Raw genomic sequence first — 16,464 nt, forward strand, 5'->3', positions numbered from 1 at the left:
GCCACGACCACACCACTACTGGAACAGGTTCACCGGGTTCACGACGTCGGCGATCATCAGCAAGGCCCCCATGGCTATCAGCACGACGGCGACGACCACGGTCAGCGGAACGAGACGCGTCGCATCGACGGGCGCCGGCGGCGGGCGTCGGAAGAGCTTCGCCCAGGCCCGGCGGATGCCATCCCACAGCGCCACCGCGATATGACCGCCGTCCAGCGGAAGCAATGGAATGAGGTTGAAGACGAACAGCGCGATGTTCAGCGAACCCAGCAGACTCAGCAGCACAACGAACCGGTTCAGCACCGGAGCATCCGTCGCCGCGACCTCACCGGCGAGCCGGCCCACGCCGACCACGCTGAGCGGGCCGTTCGGATCGCGCTCAGTCCCGGTCACCAGCGATACACCGACATCCCAGAGCTTCACCGGCAACTGCACGATGAGATTCGCCACCCGTGCGGTGTTCTCACCCGCCATCTCGACGCCGGTGCCGATCGGCTGCGGGACGAAGCCCATCTGGGCGCCCATACCGACGTAACCGACCTCGGCGACAACCTGCGCCCCATCCCCGTCAAGTACCGGTTGACCCGACGCATCCGTAAGTGAACGCTCGGCGGCAATCGGAGTGATGGTTAGTGCAACTTCATCACCCTCGCGTGACACGACCATGTCGAGCGTTTCGCCCGGAGCGGCCTGCACAATCGCGGTTGTCTCTGCGAAGTTCGATACCGGCATCCCATCGATCGACACCAGCACATCGCCAGGAAGGATGCCCGCCTCAGCGGCCGGGGATGCTGGATCCGACGGCTCGCACTCGCTCTGCGTCGTACCGGCCGGGAGCACACATTCGGTGACGGACGCGATCGTCGTTGTGCCCTGCTGAAGGCCGATTCCTGACGCCAACACGGTGAAGATGATGATGGCGAGGAGCAGGTTCATCAGCGGACCGCCGAGCATGACGATGATGCGCTTCCACACCGGCAGCCGGTAGAAGACACGGCTCTCCGCACCCTCAGCGATGGTCTCGTCGTTCGCGGAGCGAGCATCCTGTACAAGCGTCCGGAACAGCCCGCGCACCTGCTTACCCTCGGATGCCGGATACATCCCCGACATCGAGATGAAACCACCGACGGGTAGCACCTTGAATCCGTACTCGGTCTCCCCGATCCGCTTTGACCACAGCCGCGGGCCGAAGCCAATCATGTATTGCCCTACACGCACGCCGAACAGCTTCGCCGGCACGAGATGACCGATCTCGTGCAGCCCGATCGACAGACCGAGGCCCACCAGCATGAACAGGATGCCGGCGACATACAACAGGATCTCCACGTGCCCACGCTACTGCCCACGAACTAAGAATCCGCCGCATAAGCTAGAGCCGTGACTTCTCGGCAGCTGCGACTCCTGCGTGGAGCCACCGCCTCGTCGGTCGCCACGATCATTGCCGCCGTCTCGCACACGACCGGCGGCGGCGCACCCCCGCATCCTCTGCTGGTGCTCGCCTTGAGCGTCTTTCTCACGCCTGTCGCTGCCCTGCTGGTGGGCCGCACCCTGAGCGCTGGCAAGTTGAGCGTCACCGTGCTGCTCGCGCAGACCATCTTCCATGTGCTGTTCGTCGCGCTGGGTGCCACGCTCACCACCCCAGGCATCGCCACCGGACACCAGCACGTCATGGCGTTGGGCCCGCTGACGTCGACGGTGGCACCGGATGCCGGAATGCTCGGCGCCCACCTCCTCGCTGCCGCCGTGACGATCGCCCTGCTGTGGCGCGGCGAACGGATACTCCGCGGCATCGCACACTGGGTCCGCGCTGCGCTGCGCGTGCGTCTACCGCGCCTGCACAGCGACTGGCCGGTTCCCGCATCCTGCCCGGAAACGGCACCCGCCTTCGTCGCGGCGACCCGTACAAGCGACGTCTCCCGACGCGGTCCTCCAGTGTTCTCCTGCGGCTGAGCGCCGCACACGTCAACACACCCTCTCGCGGTTTCGCGTGCCATCGGTGCGCCCGCACACACACTGGAGAACACCCATGTCCTCAAAGACACCCACTTCCCGAACATCAAAATTCCGATACACCCGCCGCGGCGCCACCATCGCTGCTCTTGCAGCAGGCCTCGTCCTGATTGCACCCGCGGCAGCACAGGCACACGTCGGAGTCAGCCCCGATACCGTTCAGGCCGACGGCTCCGCCGTGATCACCTTCTCGTTCACGCACGGTTGTGAGAACTCCCCCACCACTGCACTGCGCATCACGATGCCGGAGGGACTGGCATCCGTCTCACCCACCGTCGACGCGAACTGGGACATCGCCGTCGAACGCGCCGACAACGGCCTCGTCTCGGCGGTCATCTACACCGCTCTCACTCCGATCCCCAGCGATCTACGAGGCGCCGCGAGCATGGCCATCCGCCTCGGAGAGGCCGCGCCAGCCGCTCTCGCCTTTCCCGTGGAGCAGCAGTGCGAGGTGGGAGTTGCCGAATGGGTGGAGATCGCCGAGGATGGCGCTGATCCGCACGAGCTCGATGCGCCGGCACCCGTCGTGACCGTCACGACCGCCGATCAGACCGCATCGGATGCTACGCACGGTGAGCACGGCAGCGGTCAGAATAACGAAGCCGCAGAGGTGGGAGATTCCGCCGCTGCCCCGCTCGGGACGATCCTTGGTGCTGGAGGGCTGCTCGCCGGCATTGCCGCGCTGATCGTCGCGGTGCTCGCGTACCGCCGCTCGGCCTAACCCCTCAGGGGCCTACTGAGCAATCTGGCAGGGGCGCGCCCGACACGTGTTCGAGCACGTCCCTGTCAGCGGCTCGTGAGAACATTGAAGTGCTATGTCGACCACTCAGCCCAGCCTTCCTCCCGTGCTCCGTCCCGACGCTCCGCCACAGCGGTCGCTGACGGATCTCGCCGAGCGCTTTGCCACTGCCACCCGCGGTGACCTCGCCGGCGTCTTCCTGACCGGAATCACACTCGCCACCGCCGACCTGCGTGCCGGCGAAGCGTTCGTCGCCATCCAAGGAATCAACAAACACGGTGCCGAATTCGCCGTCGCCGCAGTGGCGAAGGGCGCAGTCGCGATCATCACCGATCATGCCGGCGCTGAGATCGCCGCCGACGCCGGGGTGCCGATCGTCATCGTCGATGACCCCCGGGGAATCCTCGGCTCGCTCAGCGCCTGGGTTTACGGCACCGGCGCCGATGACAGCTTGCCATTGCTGTTCGCCACCACCGGAACGAACGGCAAGACGAGCGTCTCGCATCTGCTCGAAGGCATCCTCGGCCAGCTTGACGTCGTCACCGGCCTGTCGTCCACGGCAGAGCGCCATATCGCCGGCGAGGTCATTGTTTCCCGGCTCACCACGCCGGAGGCATCCGAGATGCATGCGCTTCTCGCGCTGATGCGTGAGCGTGACGTCGAGGCTGTGGCCGTTGAGGTCAGTGCGCAGGCGTTGTCTCGCAAGCGCGTGGACGGCATCGTTTTCGATGTCGCAGGGTTTACTAATCTCAGCCACGACCACCTCGACGACTACGTCGATATGCAGGAGTACTTTGAGGCGAAGCTGCCTTTATTCACACCCGACCGCGCACGTCGCGCGGTCATCTGCCTCGACTCAGCATCCGGCGTTGATGTGGTGGCTGCCTCAGAGATCCCCGTGGTCACCGTCGGCACGCCTGCGATCGCAGCCGACGCTGACAGCGCGGCACGAGCCGACTGGGTCGTCACGATCGATGAGGAGCGCCAGCGCGGAACCCGCTTCACGATGGCCGGACCCGCTGGCCGCACGCTCACCACTGTCGTTCCTGTCATCGGCCCGCACATGGCGGCCAACGCAGCCCTCGCGATCGTGATGCTGCTGGAGGGCGGCTACTCCTGGGAGCGCATCACCGCGGCTCTCGAGCGCGACGGCCACATCAACGCGTACTTGCCCGGACGCACCGAGCTCGTCTCAGGTGAAACAGGCCCGGCAGTGTTCGTCGACTTCGGACACTCCCCCGATGCCTTCGAGAAGACACTCGCCGCTATCCGCCGCGTGACCCCCGGTCGCACCGTGATGCTGTTCGGCGCCGATGGCGACCGTGACGCGACCAAGCGCCACGACATGGGCCGCACGGCGGTCGAAGGCAGCGACATCCTCGTCGTGACCGATCACCATCCTCGTTTCGAAAATCCCGAATCCATCCGTGCGACCCTGATCGAGGGCGCTCGTCTGGCGCAGCCGGATGCGGAGATACACGAGTTCTCTCCACCGGAGAAGGCGATCATTGCCGCAGTCGGTCTGGTCGGCGAAGGAGACGCAATTCTCTGGGCAGGCCCAGGACACCAGGATTACCGCGACATTCGCGGCGTCCGCACGCCATACTCAGCCCGCGAGCTTGCACGGCGCGCGCTCCGAGATGCCGGGTGGCCGGTACCAGAGCCGCACTGGCCGGTGCCCTACCCCGACTGAGCGGAGCTGTTTCGCAGCGATGCTCGTCGCGCGACGATCTGGTGTGACCTCAGGCCTTGGCGATCAGTTGATCTGCCGTTGCCCTGGCCCAGGCCTCAGCCTCGGCAAGGGACTCGACGGTCAGCTGGTCCGGTGAATCGTGCGCATCTACGACGCGCGCGATCGTGTCGACGATGCCCACGAACGGCAGCCGGCCCTTGTGGAACGCGTCTACAGCTTGCTCGTTGGCTGCGTTGAACACTGCGGGGAACGTGCGACCAGCGCGGCCGACGCTCTTCGCCAACGCAACGGCGGGGAATGCCTCGTCGTCAAGCGGTTCGAAGTCCCAGCTGCTCGCCTGCGTCCAATCCAACGGCCGTCCGACACCGCCGATACGGTGCGGCCAGTCCATCGCGAGCGAGATCGGCAGCCGCATGTCGGGTGGCGATGCCTGCGCGATCGTCGAGCCATCGATGAACTCGACCATCGAGTGCACAATCGACTGCGGGTGCACCACGACCTGGATGTCGTCATAGTCGACGTCGAACAGCAGGTGCGCCTCGATGACCTCCAGCCCCTTGTTGACGAGCGTCGCAGAGTTCGTCGTGACGACACGACCCATGTTCCAGGTGGGATGCGCGAGCGCCTCGGCCGGCGTGACGGAGACCATCTGCTCGCGAGTGCGTCCGCGAAACGGTCCACCGGATGCGGTGACCACAAGTCGACGGATCTCATCGTGTGTTCCGGAGCGCAGCGCCTGCGCCAGCGCCGAGTGCTCGGAGTCGACGGGCACGATCTGTCCTTCGGCTGCGGCCGCCGTGACGAGCGCGCCGCCGACGATCAGCGACTCCTTGTTCGCGAGGGCGAGCGTGCGCCCTGCCTTCAACGCTGCCAGTGTCGAGCCGAGCCCGATCGATCCGGTGATCGCGTTGAGGACGACATCCGCTTCCACATCGCGAACGAGCTGCTCTGCCTGCTCAGCCCCGAGCGCCGTGTCATCGACCTGAAACTGCTCTGCCTGCTGATTCAGAAGCTCTGAGTTGCTGCCGGCAGCCAGTCCCACCAGCTCGAAGCGACGGGGATTGGATCGGATGACGTCAAGCGCCTGGGTGCCGATAGAGCCGGTGGAGCCGAGAACAATGATGCGACGCATGCCGCCAGCCTATGCCCCGACGCGCAACTTCACTCGGCGGCAGCCACCGGGTGCATGGTCGCGAGGATGTCGATCACGAAGACGAGAGTCTGGCCCTTCAGATCAGCGTCGTTGACTTCGCCCTCGCCGTACGCGAGTGCCGGCGGGATGACGACGAGCACCTGCGAGCCGACCTTCTGCCCTGCGAGTGCCTGGACGAAGCCAGGAACGTAGCCGTTGCCCTCGCTTGAGATCGGCGCGCCATTCGCCCAAGAAGAGTCGAAGACCTCACCGCTGTCCCAGCCCACGCCGTGGTACTGGAGCAGAGTGGTGTCGCCGTCTTCAACAGCAACACCGTCGCCCTCCTTGAGCACGGAGATCTGCAGCTCTGTGGGGGCAGCAGCATCCGGGATCTCGACCGTGGGTGCGCCATCCTCATCGAGGGTGACGATCGGCATGCCTTCGACGGGAGCCTGTTCCTCGCCCCAGGCCGCGGAGACAATGTCGAGAACATCGAGGATGTAGAACTGTGCGGCAGCCTGCTCCGTCGTGGGGAACACGATCGACAGGCGCGAGCCGACGCTCGCGCAGCCGATGAGCTGACCCAACGGAGCATCCGCCGTCAAGGCAACGGGGAGGAGTTCGCCACCGACGTATCCGGCGTCGCCAATGCGATCACCGGTCTCGCCGTCAAAGGCACTGAGTGCGTAGCTGACGTAGTCGCCTTCGGAGATCTTGGCGCCGTCGCCGTCGCTGAGCACTGTGCGCTGCGCTTCGTCAACCTTTTGTCCGAGCTCGAAGGTCGCGGTCGACGCAGTGCCGAAATCGCCATCGATGCTGACTCCCTCGGCCGCTGCACCCGACTCGACCGTGGCCGAGCAGAGATCACTCGCCGTGGGCTCGACATCCTCACCCGTCTCGCCCTTGGTGCCAGCACACCCGGCCAGAAGCAGGGTTGCGGCGACGATAGCAGAAAGAGCGATTAGCGAACGATTGCGCACAGTGAGACCTCAAGATCGTAGGGAGGGACGGCCCAATACTCTCCCATTCGCCTTTGCCTCGGCTGAGAAGCACCTCTGTTCGGCATGAATAACTGTGCCTCTGGCGCATGCCACTGAAGGCATGAATCGCGGAGTAGCCTGATCTGATGACCTCTGAGCAGTCCGGAAATCCCGAGTCGACCCCTGAGACGACCCCGGAACCGGAAGCAAAGGGGACTGACGTAGCGGAAACCGACGCAGAGAAGTCCGCGACACCGCGCCATGCGGGGGCGATCTATGCTTCCGGTCGCGCCGTCGCTCGCGTCATCTACCGGCCGCGTGTCGAGGGCCGCAGCAAAGTTCCCGCAACCGGGCCCGTGATCTTTGCAAGCAACCATCTGTCTTTCATCGACTCGATCGCGATTCCCGTCGCCGCACCCCGCCCGGTGCATTTCCTGGCAAAATCGACGTACTTCGAAGGAACCGGGTTCCGCGGCACGATGATGCGCAAGTTCTTCCAATCGATCGGCGCGATCCCCGTTCGCCGTGGTGCGGGTCAAGCGGCGCTCAACGCGCTGGACCAGCAGCGGCAGCTGCTTGATGAGGGGCTGGCCGTCGCGCTCTACCCGGAGGGCACCCGCTCCTCAGACGGACGGCTTTACAAGGGGCGCACCGGCGTCGCCTTCCTCGCTCTGCAGACAGGCGCACCGGTGGTTCCGGTCGGCCTCATCGACACCGACACGGTGATGCCGAGGGACGCCAAGATGCCGTCGATGACGAAGCGGATCACCGTCCGATTCGGTGATCCGATCGATGTGTCAGTGCACGGCCCCTCCACAAGCGGCAAAGCGCGCCGCCTCGCCACCGATCAGATCATGACGGCGATCCACGCGCTCAGCGGTCAGGAACTCGCCGGCGTCTACAACGAGCCGCCTGCGCAGGGCGCGCTCGAGAAGATCAAACAGGCTCTGCCCCACGAACGGCGCTGACCCTACGCCACCGCTGTGATGGTCGCTTCGTGGCGTACCGGGAAGTTCACCGAGTTCGCAATGAAGCACATACGGTGTGCGTCATCGTGCGCACGCTGAGCTGCGTCAATCATCGATGCGTCGGCCACGACAACCTGCGGCCGGAGCAGGACGTCGGTGAACGCGCCTCCGCTATTGCCGTCCTCGGTCATCACACCGCTCGCACTGTCGCGGTAGGCGACCACGACGACACCGGCAGTCACGCACGCGTGCAGGTAGGACAGCAGGTGACACTCCGACAGCGCGGCCAGCAGCAGGTCCTCAGGATTCCAGCGCTGCGGATCACCTCGAAATGGTCTGTCTGCCGATGCCAGCAGCTGCGGCTTGCCCTCGACCGCGATCGTGACGTCTCGGGAGTAGTCTCTGTACCCGCTGGTGCCACTGCCTCGATTGCCGTCCCACGTCGCCGTGAGTGCGTAATGATGTTCGCCGAGCTTCATGGCGTCAGTCTGGCACGGTGCGCCACCATCATGGCGAAAGCCGACGGGGCTAGGCTTGTGAGGTGCTGGAGACTCTCACTGTCGCGGATGCTGTCGAACTTGCCGTCGTCGAACGAAGCGGGCTCATTGAATCCCGCCACTCGGGGGCGGCGATCGTGCTCTCTCCTGACGGAGAGGTTCTCCGAAAGCTGGGGAACACCGACGCGCTGATCCTCCCCCGCTCCAGCCTGAAGCCGCTGCAGGCCGTTGCGTGCATCACGGCCGGTGCAGATCTGGCCGGTGAGCAGCTCGCCCTCGCGACGGCAAGCCACGTCGGCACCGATCGGCATGCCGATGTCGTGCGTGAGGTGCTCATGGCAGGTGGCCTCACCGAAGACGACCTGGCGTGCCCATCGGCATGGCCTAGTGACAGCGCCAGCCGTGACGAACTCGTCCGCGAGCACGGCCAGCAAACGCGTATTCGTATGAACTGCTCCGGTAAGCATGCAGCGATGCTGCGCGCCTGCGTAGCAACCGGCTGGCCGGTCGAAGGATATCTCGACCTCTCACACCCGCTACAGCTGCACATCCGCGAAGTTGTCGAGCGACTGACCGGCGAGAAGATCGCCCACACCTCTGTGGACGGTTGCGGTGCCCCCGTGCACGCCATGACGCTTTCAGGTCTCGCCCGTGGCATCCACCGCATCGGCACGGCCTCCGAGCGTTCGCCGTTCGCACTGCACCGCGTTGCCGGCACTCTCGTCCGCGCCGTCAAGGAGAACCCGTGGACCATCGAAGGCCCAGGCAAACCGGACACGGTCGCGATTGAGACTCTCGGAGTGTTCGCCAAGGGTGGCGCCGAGGGAATCATGGTCATGGTTGCCCCGAACGGCGCCACTGTCGCGTTGAAGATGCTCGATGGTTCGTCGCGGGCGTCAACGATCGTGGCGGCTACGCTACTCGCTCGTACCGGGGCGCTCAGCGAGGCGGATGTCGCCGTGCTCGCCACAGCTCTTCCCCTCACTGTCCTCGGCGGAGGGATCGACGTCGGGATGATCCGTCCCGGCGCCGGAATCTGAGGGGCTGACACCCTCACCGTCCGTTCAGCCCTGGAACGATCACACGTTGTGGTGACGCACCGTCGTGGAGAGCCCAGGCTCGTCCCATATGCGTCTCGGCATAGGGTGGCAGCTCGCGCCATCCAGCCAGGGACCGGAGCTCGCTCTGGCACTCGGCGAGGATCAGCATCTCTCCTTCGACCCGGATGCGTTGCCACTGAGCGAACTGCCGCTGCCAGCTCTCGGCATCGCCGACCAGGATCGTCGGCACCGGGCGTGATGACAACGAAACTGCCGACCCTTGCTGCGGCAACGCGGCTGGGTCCGGACTACGATCGCTCACCGGCACCACTACGTATTCTGGGAACGCCCCGCGCAGGCACTCGACGACACGACGCACCCCGGGCGCGATGACCCCGACGAGCGCGGCGGCCGGCGTCCACGTGCGAGTGGCGGTGTCACTCGCATCCGTTGAGAGAGCGGTCGCCGCATCCGGGCTCCACGCGATCTGCAGTTCAAGTTCGTCGATGCGCGCACGCCCCGCCGGTCGGTCGCGGCGGTAGCCGTCGTTGTCGCCGCCTGCTGCGAGGTGCTCCATCTTGGTGCCCATCCTCAGGAACATCCGCGTCGGCAGGGCGTCTACGACGCGAGCGTTCTGCCCGGACGCGCGCCCGGTGGTGACCACGACTGTGCATCCACGCACGGCAGCAGAGCGCACCAGCTTCTCGAAGCGATCGATGAACACCTGCGCGTGCTCGACAGGGAACGATGCCGTCAGCTGGTCGAGATCATCGCACAGAACAAGATCCGCGCTCCCCTGGCCTCCTTCGGCAAGCTCCGCGACAGCATCCCACGCACGCTCAGGATCAGCAGGAATCAGGACGTACCGGTCACTCTGCGCGGCCAGCGCCCGCAACACGCTTGACCTGCCTGATCCGCTGCCACCGATCACCGCGATGCCACGGTCAATACCAGGACGCAGCATTCTCGGCGTTTGGCGTTGTCGCTCTGGTTCGTCCACGAGCCCGAGGAACAGCGAGCCGTCAGGGACAGTCCCGTTACGCAGCTCGTCCAGGGTGAGCTGCGCAGGAAGCGACGGCAGCCACGGACTCGCGGGTTCCGCTGCGCTCTCCCACCGCGCTGCGGCTCCGCGTAGATCTGCGGCCCCCGCCAGCGCGATGCGGACGGCTACAGCCTCCGAGTCTTGCGGGCGACGCACGAACGCGAGTCCGCGTGAGCCGGATCCGCCCGGAAGCTCAGCCGCGTGATCTGATCCGATGACGAGGCGACTGTCAGCCGCCTCTGTCACGCGCAGGCTCACTCGCAGCGGACAGTTCGCAGCCAGAGCGTCACGGATTACACCTGCCGCACGCTGCGTGCCGAGGATCAAGTGCATGCCCAGCGCTCGCCCTCGAGCCGCGATGTCAGTGAACACCGCCCCCAGATCGGGATGCTCCTGCAAGAGTGCAGCGAACTCGTCGACCACGATCACCAGGCGTGGCAACTGCCCGTGTGCTTCAGCGATGTTGCGCGCACCCAGCTCTGCAAGAACCGCCTCTCGGCGTCGCAGCTCGGCCGTGAGACTCTGCACACCGCGCCTGGCGCCTTCTTCATCGAGATCGGTCATCACCGCGGCCACATGCGGCAGCGCCCGCAATGGATCGAAAGCCGTCCCGCCTTTGAAGTCAGCGAGCACGAATGCCACTTCTTCTGGACCGTGCGATCTGGCCATCGCCGCGATCCACGTGACAAGAAGTTCGCTCTTGCCTGACCCCGTCATCCCGGTCACGATGGCGTGTGGGCCGTCCTCGACGAGATCGAGGATGACGTCCGCGCTCTCCGTGCGTCCAATCGCGGCGCGAAGCCCCTGCGCGTCATCAACTGACGTCATCATCAGATCTGCCAGGGCGACGCTGTCTGGCAACTGCGCGACATCACCTTCTCGTTCGACGCTGCTGGACGCGATGGCCACGGCCTGCGCCCGAGAGAGACACTCCATCGCGATCTCCTCGACGCCGGCGCCGGTTCGAAGGCGCGCATGCGCGGGGCCGGTGCAATCCACAACCGTTGTCACCCCCTCTGGCACATCGCCTCCAACGCCGCATACCCGCACCTGAGCCGAGGCATCCGCGTCATCACCCTCTCCCAGAACCACGGCGAGTCGCCACGCACCACGACGAGGCCGCCCGGCATGGGGAAATCCATTGAGCCCCAGTGGCTCCAGGCCGTTGCCCACCAACGCGAGCTGCGCCGGAGCATGCCGCAGGCAAAGCTGAACGATGAGAGCTCGCGCGGCGGCCGACGCTATCGGTGTCGGGCCTCGGAAGCAGACACCGCGCCGCATCGCCACGACGATAGGAACGTCGGTGACGTTGGCCGCGCGTTCTCGGAAAGTTCGAGCCCGTTCGCTCTCATCTCCCGTGACCCGCAACGCACTGCGCTGCGACCCTGCACCGATGACCAATGGTGTGGTGTCGTCGACCGACTGGAGGTCGCGAAGCGGCGGATCTTGTATGCTCGCCGCCGCATCCGGATGCACGCGTCGCAGCTCTCGGCGCTCCCGCTGGTGCCGCCGCCGCAGCTCCTGCTCGGCACGTCGCCACCCGGCAGTCTCATCCTCTGCGGCTGTTCGCCGATCGCGACGTTTAGTTCGCAGGCCGTCCAGCAGAGAGGCGCCGATCATCAACGGACCGAGAGCGGCGAAGCACAACGAGAAGATCGATCCTGTGACCAGCCACAGCACAACACCCGCAGCGATCGGCACGACGGCTGCGAGCACGGGCACCGGCTGTTTGCGGGGTGCTGCGGCTCCAGCAGGAAGCGTCAGCGGTTCGAGGTCCATACCCCCTATTGCACGGCATCCGATATCGACGGATGCCGTTGTGCACAGCCCTGCCGGACTATTCGGCGGACTGCTCCGCTGTGGAGGAAGAGTCATCGACGGTCGGGATCACCGATGTGACAACCTCGTCGGTGACAATTCCTGTCCCGGTACGAGTCACTTTCACGATGATCAGCGTCACGTTGTCACGCCCGCCGTTCTCCAGTGCCGCCGCCAGCATCGCATCCACTGCGGCTGCCGGATCCGACTGCTCTCGCAAGAAGTGCTGGATGCCGTAATCGGTGAGCTCTTTGGTCAACCCGTCCGAGCAGATGACGAAACGGTCGCCGTCGAGAACCTCGATGCCGAGGTAGTCAGGGGCGTTGAGCTCGCTGGCGCCGACAGCACGGGTGATGACGTTGCTGTAAGGGTGACTCTCCGCCTCTTCTGGGCTGAGTTTGCCAGAACTGATCAGCTCCTGAACCACGGAATGATCCGTCGTGACCTGCACCAGGCGCTCTTCGCGCAGCAGGTATACCCGCGAGTCACCGATATTCAACGACACCCACCGTGGTTCGTCTGCGGATGATTCGAGAAAGATGCCGGTCAGCGTCGTTCCGGTACCCTCGTCCGTGGTCTCCGGATGCGACGCGATGTCTGCGACGGCCCGTTCGAGTGCACGCTCGATCGCACTGGTCGTCACCGAACCTGAGTCGACGACTTCCTGCAACTGAGCGATCGTGCTCTGACTGGCTACCTCGCCGCCCGCATGGCCGCCCATACCGTCAGCGACGACGAACAGCGGATACTGGGCAAGAAACGCGTCCTGGTTGTTGTCACGGCGACGGCCAGTGTCGGTGATCCCCGCCCACGTCAGAACGACCTCATCACCGTCGGCGACGACAACGCGTTGAGTGTGCGTAGTCGTCTCAGACAAAAGAAGCCTCCGGGGTGAAAGCGGCGATTCGGGTAGCCGCAGGATAATCAGACATCGTAGTGGAACTGTGCACTGTGTGCGCTGAGTCGCTGCGACATGACCATGCATCAACGTTATCGGAGTATGGACGGCAAAACGACGAAGGACCCTCGATCAAATCGAGAGTCCTTCGTTCAGGCTTGCAGCCGACCTTGAGCTCTGCTGGCAGAGCTCAACCCATCACGCAGGCGGTTGAGTCGGGTCCGCCGGCGGTGCGGGCGGAACCGGCGGCGCGGCAGGCGGCGCGGTGGGCGGTGCCGGGGGCGTCCCCGGCGCGGCCGGCGGCGGTGTCACGGGAGGCACTGCCGGAGCCGCCGGGGCTGCGGGAGGCGTGGCCGGTGCGGCCGGAGGCTGGTATCCGGGGGTTGCCGGCTGCTGGTAGCCAGGAGCTGCTGGCGGCTGGTAACCCTGCGGCGGCGCGTAGCCCTGCGGTGCGCCGCCATAGCCCTGAGGCACTGCTCCGTAGCCGGGAGCGGCCTGTGCTGAGGACTGAACCGGAACGCCATCCCAGACCGTGCGGTCGCCGAAGAACGCGTTACCGGCCCACGGGGCAGGAGGAATCTGCGTGTTCCATCGAGACTTGTCGAAGGCGTTGATGCCGAGCCAGATGACAGACAGGAAGATGTAGAGAACGACCCATGCGCCCTCCTTCTGCAGCTTCTGACCCACGCGGTATGCGGCGAGGACCATGAGCACACCGGCGGCGATGCCGACGATCTGGCCGATGACCGGAACCCAGCCGAGCAGAATCGTTGCACCGACACCGTACAGAATCAGCCAGGGGCTCATGTCACCGAGCTTGAGGAAGACCATCGCGTTGTAGACCGGGACCCACGCGCGCCATTTGCCCTGAACACCGGCCTTTTCGAAGATCTTCATCAGGAACAGCGAAGTCAGCACATATCCGGCGATGGCGAAAATAAAGCCGAACAGCATCATCACGACCAGCACGGCCGCCGCAGCGCCGCTGTCGTTGTAGTAAGAGTCCATTAGCCCCTCCATGGAGTGAGCGACGCATTCCGCGTCGCGTGACACACATTAGCGTGCCTGTTGGGCCAGCGCACCCGTCTGCCTCGCCGTGTCGGATCAGGATGCGACGACGAGCTCGATAACTCCGAGCTGCTCCCCCGAACGAATGATGATTCCTCTCGTGGCCGCCCACTCCTGCAAAGAGCTGAGCCCGCGCACACGTGGGCGATCTTCAGACAACGCACGAACCAACTCCCCCTTCGCCTTCTTGTTGAAGTGATTGAGGGCGCGTCCGTGCTCTGTGACTACCCGCACGTACGCGGAGGGAAGGGATGCCGGCAACGGACCGAGTGCGACATACGCCTCGCTGCGCAAATCGAGGATGAAGGACGTTTCCTCTTGGGCCATCGCCGCGGACGTCGCATCCGCCCAGTGCCGGCGCAATGGCGGTACACCGGGCAGGGAGGTTCCTGCGGCGAGCCGGTATGCGGGGATGCGGTCGAGCGCGCCGATCGGGCCGAACGGCGCCGAGTGAATCCACACGTGCTGCCCGAGCCAGCGCCGCGCCTTGGCGTCGAGTGCCGTAGCATCCAGCGCGTCGTACAACACACCGGTATAACGATCGATCGCCGGCATCGTGGGTGCGGAGCGCAACGTCGCGTTGTCCTCGATATCGCCGAGTTGTCGATCGCTCAGCTTGAGCACGCGGCGCGCCTCGACGGGATCCTGTGCCAACGCGATGAGCGCGTCGGCGACAGCAACGCGCTGTGCGGACAACTCTGGCAACGCGAGAGCCTCGAAGGCGAGCGGCTTTGCACTGCCACCGGGGCGCTTGGTCTCAGAGGGAGGAAGCAGGATCTTCATGAGCTCCACAGGCGAGAACGCGCCCGCCCAACATCTCAAGGATGATGGGCGGACGCGTCCGCGATGAGTTGTTTCAGGCGATGAGCGCCGCGTTACCCGCGACAACCGTCAGCTGGTTTCCCTCCATGGAGAGGAAACCATCCTGAGCGTTGGCGAGCACCTTGGTGCCGTCCAGCTGGGTGATGCGTACCTGGCCCTCAGCGAGGATGGCCAGGATCGGCTCGTGGCCGGTCATGATGCCGATCTCACCCTCGACGGTCTTGGCGACGACGAGAGTCGCTTGTCCCGTCCAGATCTCCGCGTCTGCAGAGACGAGGCTGACATTGAGCGCCATGATCAGCCGTTTTCCTTCTGGATCTGAGCCCACTTCTCTTCCACGTCGCCGATGCCGCCGACGTTGAAGAATGCCTGCTCAGCCACGTGGTCGAACTCGCCCTTGGCAATCGCGTCGAACGACGCGATGGTCTCCTTGAGCGGAACCGTCGAGCCCTCAACACCGGTGAACTTCTTCGCCATGTAGGTGTTCTGCGAGAGGAACTGCTCGATGCGACGTGCACGCGACACGACGATCTTGTCTTCCTCAGAGAGCTCATCGACACCGAGGATGGCGATGATCTCCTGCAGCTCCTTGTTCTTCTGGAGGATCTGCTTGACCGTGGTCGCAACGCGGTAGTGGTCCTCGCCTAGGTAGCGGGGGTCCATGATGCGCGAGGTCGACGTCAGCGGGTCGATGGCCGGGTACAGGCCCTTCGACGCGATCGCACGGCTGAGCTCAGTCGTTGCGTCAAGGTGCGCGAACGTCGTGGCCGGAGCCGGGTCGGTGTAGTCGTCGGCGGGGACGTAGATCGCCTGCAGCGAGGTGATCGAGTGGCCACGGGTCGAGGTGATGCGCTCCTGAAGGAGGCCCATCTCGTCGGCGAGGTTCGGCTGGTAACCCACAGCGGAGGGCATACGACCCAGCAGCGTGGATACCTCGGAACCGGCCTGCGTGAAGCGGAAGATGTTGTCAATGAACAACAGCACGTCCTGCTTCTGCACGTCGCGGAAGTACTCCGCCATCGTCAGAGCCGAGAGGGCGACGCGCAGACGCGTTCCCGGCGGCTCATCCATCTGGCCGAAGACGAGGGCGGTCTTGTCGAAGACACCGGCCTCTTCCATCTCGTGGATCAGGTCGTTGCCCTCACGGGTACGCTCGCCGACACCCGCGAACACGGAGACACCACCGTGGTTCTGAGCGACACGCTGGATCATCTCCTGGATGAGGACGGTCTTACCGACACCTGCACCACCGAAGAGTCCAATCTTTCCACCCAGCACGTACGGGGTGAGAAGGTCGATCGACTTGATGCCGGTCTCGAACATCTGCGTCTTCGACTCAAGCTGGTCGAAGGGCGGAGCCTGACGGTGGATCGGCCACCGCTCGGTGATCTCGATCTGCTCGCCAGGCTCGGCGTTGAGCACCTCGCCGATCACGTTGAAGACCCGGCCCTTTGTGACGTCACCGACGGGAACCGAGATCGGCTCACCGGTGTCGCGCACTTCCTGGCCGCGGACGATGCCGTCGGTGGGCTTCAATGCGATAGCGCGGATCAGATCGTCGCCGAGGTGCTGTGCAACCTCGAGGGTGATCTCGGTCGACTCCTCGCCGATGACGATGGTGGTCTTCAGCGCGTTGTAGATGTCAGGAATCGAGTCGTGCGGGAACTCGATGTCGACGACCGGGCCCGTGACGCGTGCGACGCGCCCGACGACCGCGGTCCCAGCCTCAGCTGTGGCGGTGGGGGTCATATCTTCGT

15 protein-coding genes are annotated in these 16,464 nt (G+C 65.0%); 5 read left to right on the forward strand and 10 right to left on the reverse strand.

Annotated features, from left to right (window positions below; translation table 11 throughout):
- Positions 1-15: 15 nt before the first annotated feature.
- The gene (locus ACSU04_RS03915) at positions 16-1,326 is read right to left on the reverse strand and encodes a M50 family metallopeptidase (RefSeq protein WP_439288496.1); all 1,311 of its coding nucleotides are present in this window, start codon (positions 1,324-1,326) and stop codon (positions 16-18) included.
- A 51-nt stretch (positions 1,327-1,377) separates the two neighbouring features.
- Between ACSU04_RS03915 and ACSU04_RS03920 the strand changes: the two genes are divergently transcribed.
- From ACSU04_RS03920 to ACSU04_RS03930, 3 genes are all read left to right on the forward strand, one after another.
- A complete protein-coding gene (locus tag ACSU04_RS03920; RefSeq protein WP_439288497.1) occupies positions 1,378-1,950 on the forward strand; it encodes a hypothetical protein in 573 nt (190 codons plus the stop codon).
- Between the two features lie 76 nt (positions 1,951-2,026).
- Positions 2,027-2,731: a YcnI family copper-binding membrane protein gene (locus tag ACSU04_RS03925; protein WP_439288498.1), complete on the forward strand. Its 705-nt coding sequence runs from the start codon at positions 2,027-2,029 to the stop codon at positions 2,729-2,731.
- Positions 2,732-2,825: 94 nt separating this feature from the next.
- Positions 2,826-4,442, forward strand: a complete 1,617-nt coding sequence (locus tag ACSU04_RS03930; protein WP_439288499.1) for a Mur ligase family protein — start codon at positions 2,826-2,828, stop codon at positions 4,440-4,442.
- A 49-nt stretch (positions 4,443-4,491) separates the two neighbouring features.
- Here ACSU04_RS03930 and dxr read toward each other — a convergent pair whose 3' ends face one another.
- Together dxr and ACSU04_RS03940 are read right to left on the reverse strand one after the other, a co-directional pair.
- Positions 4,492-5,574 carry a 1-deoxy-D-xylulose-5-phosphate reductoisomerase gene (gene dxr, locus ACSU04_RS03935; protein ID WP_439288500.1) on the reverse strand — a complete coding sequence of 361 codons (1,083 nt, stop codon included), beginning with the start codon at positions 5,572-5,574 and terminating at the stop codon, positions 4,492-4,494.
- A gap of 29 nt (positions 5,575-5,603) precedes the next feature.
- Positions 5,604-6,554 (reverse strand): FKBP-type peptidyl-prolyl cis-trans isomerase, encoded by a 951-nt coding sequence (locus tag ACSU04_RS03940; RefSeq protein ID WP_439288501.1) that lies wholly within the window; start codon positions 6,552-6,554, stop codon positions 5,604-5,606.
- Positions 6,555-6,700: 146 nt separating this feature from the next.
- Here ACSU04_RS03940 and ACSU04_RS03945 point away from each other — a divergent pair, with 146 nt between their 5' ends.
- A complete protein-coding gene (locus ACSU04_RS03945; RefSeq protein ID WP_439278526.1) occupies positions 6,701-7,522 on the forward strand; it encodes a lysophospholipid acyltransferase family protein in 822 nt (273 codons plus the stop codon).
- A gap of 2 nt (positions 7,523-7,524) precedes the next feature.
- On the opposite strand, the gene ACSU04_RS03950 is transcribed toward ACSU04_RS03945, so the two are convergent.
- A complete protein-coding gene (locus ACSU04_RS03950) occupies positions 7,525-8,001 on the reverse strand; it encodes an OsmC family protein (RefSeq protein WP_439278527.1) in 477 nt (158 codons plus the stop codon).
- Between the two features lie 62 nt (positions 8,002-8,063).
- Between ACSU04_RS03950 and ACSU04_RS03955 the strand changes: the two genes are divergently transcribed.
- Positions 8,064-9,059 (forward strand): asparaginase, encoded by a 996-nt coding sequence (locus ACSU04_RS03955; protein WP_439278528.1) that lies wholly within the window; start codon positions 8,064-8,066, stop codon positions 9,057-9,059.
- A 13-nt stretch (positions 9,060-9,072) separates the two neighbouring features.
- Here the strand turns inward: ACSU04_RS03955 and ACSU04_RS03960 are convergent, their stop codons facing one another.
- The 6 genes from ACSU04_RS03960 to atpD all read right to left on the reverse strand — a co-directional run bounded on the left by ACSU04_RS03960 (position 9,073) and on the right by atpD (position 16,456).
- Positions 9,073-11,880 carry an FtsK/SpoIIIE domain-containing protein gene (locus ACSU04_RS03960; protein ID WP_439278529.1) on the reverse strand — a complete coding sequence of 936 codons (2,808 nt, stop codon included), beginning with the start codon at positions 11,878-11,880 and terminating at the stop codon, positions 9,073-9,075.
- 58 nt (positions 11,881-11,938) lie between these two features.
- Positions 11,939-12,796 (reverse strand): PP2C family protein-serine/threonine phosphatase, encoded by an 858-nt coding sequence (locus ACSU04_RS03965; protein ID WP_439278530.1) that lies wholly within the window; start codon positions 12,794-12,796, stop codon positions 11,939-11,941.
- Between the two features lie 219 nt (positions 12,797-13,015).
- Positions 13,016-13,825 (reverse strand): DUF5684 domain-containing protein, encoded by an 810-nt coding sequence (locus ACSU04_RS03970; RefSeq protein WP_439288502.1) that lies wholly within the window; start codon positions 13,823-13,825, stop codon positions 13,016-13,018.
- Between the two features lie 96 nt (positions 13,826-13,921).
- Entirely contained in the window at positions 13,922-14,668 is a 747-nt protein-coding gene (locus tag ACSU04_RS03975; protein WP_439288503.1) for a YaaA family protein, read from the reverse strand.
- Positions 14,669-14,741: 73 nt separating this feature from the next.
- On the reverse strand, positions 14,742-15,002 hold the full coding sequence (locus ACSU04_RS03980; protein ID WP_439278533.1) for a F0F1 ATP synthase subunit epsilon: 261 nt from the start codon (positions 15,000-15,002) through the stop codon (positions 14,742-14,744).
- 2 nt (positions 15,003-15,004) lie between these two features.
- Positions 15,005-16,456 carry a F0F1 ATP synthase subunit beta gene (atpD, locus tag ACSU04_RS03985; protein WP_439288504.1) on the reverse strand — a complete coding sequence of 484 codons (1,452 nt, stop codon included), beginning with the start codon at positions 16,454-16,456 and terminating at the stop codon, positions 15,005-15,007.
- Positions 16,457-16,464 lie beyond the last annotated feature (8 nt).

Origin of the sequence: Microbacterium sp. A84, from assembly GCF_051842815.1 — a bacterium.
Lineage (GTDB): Bacteria > Actinomycetota > Actinomycetes > Actinomycetales > Microbacteriaceae > Microbacterium.

Coding starts and splice junctions, on each gene's coding strand:
- ACSU04_RS03975 (WP_439288503.1), bottom strand. CDS start 14,668: ATGAAGATCCTGCTTCCTCCCTCTGAGACCAAGCGCCCCGGTGGCAGT.
- ACSU04_RS03930 (WP_439288499.1), top strand. CDS start 2,826: ATGTCGACCACTCAGCCCAGCCTTCCTCCCGTGCTCCGTCCCGACGCT.
- dxr (WP_439288500.1), bottom strand. CDS start 5,574: ATGCGTCGCATCATTGTTCTCGGCTCCACCGGCTCTATCGGCACCCAG.
- ACSU04_RS03945 (WP_439278526.1), top strand. CDS start 6,701: ATGACCTCTGAGCAGTCCGGAAATCCCGAGTCGACCCCTGAGACGACC.
- ACSU04_RS03925 (WP_439288498.1), top strand. CDS start 2,027: ATGTCCTCAAAGACACCCACTTCCCGAACATCAAAATTCCGATACACC.
- ACSU04_RS03960 (WP_439278529.1), bottom strand. CDS start 11,880: ATGGACCTCGAACCGCTGACGCTTCCTGCTGGAGCCGCAGCACCCCGC.
- ACSU04_RS03980 (WP_439278533.1), bottom strand. CDS start 15,002: ATGGCGCTCAATGTCAGCCTCGTCTCTGCAGACGCGGAGATCTGGACG.
- ACSU04_RS03950 (WP_439278527.1), bottom strand. CDS start 8,001: ATGAAGCTCGGCGAACATCATTACGCACTCACGGCGACGTGGGACGGC.
- atpD (WP_439288504.1), bottom strand. CDS start 16,456: ATGACCCCCACCGCCACAGCTGAGGCTGGGACCGCGGTCGTCGGGCGC.
- ACSU04_RS03970 (WP_439288502.1), bottom strand. CDS start 13,825: ATGGACTCTTACTACAACGACAGCGGCGCTGCGGCGGCCGTGCTGGTC.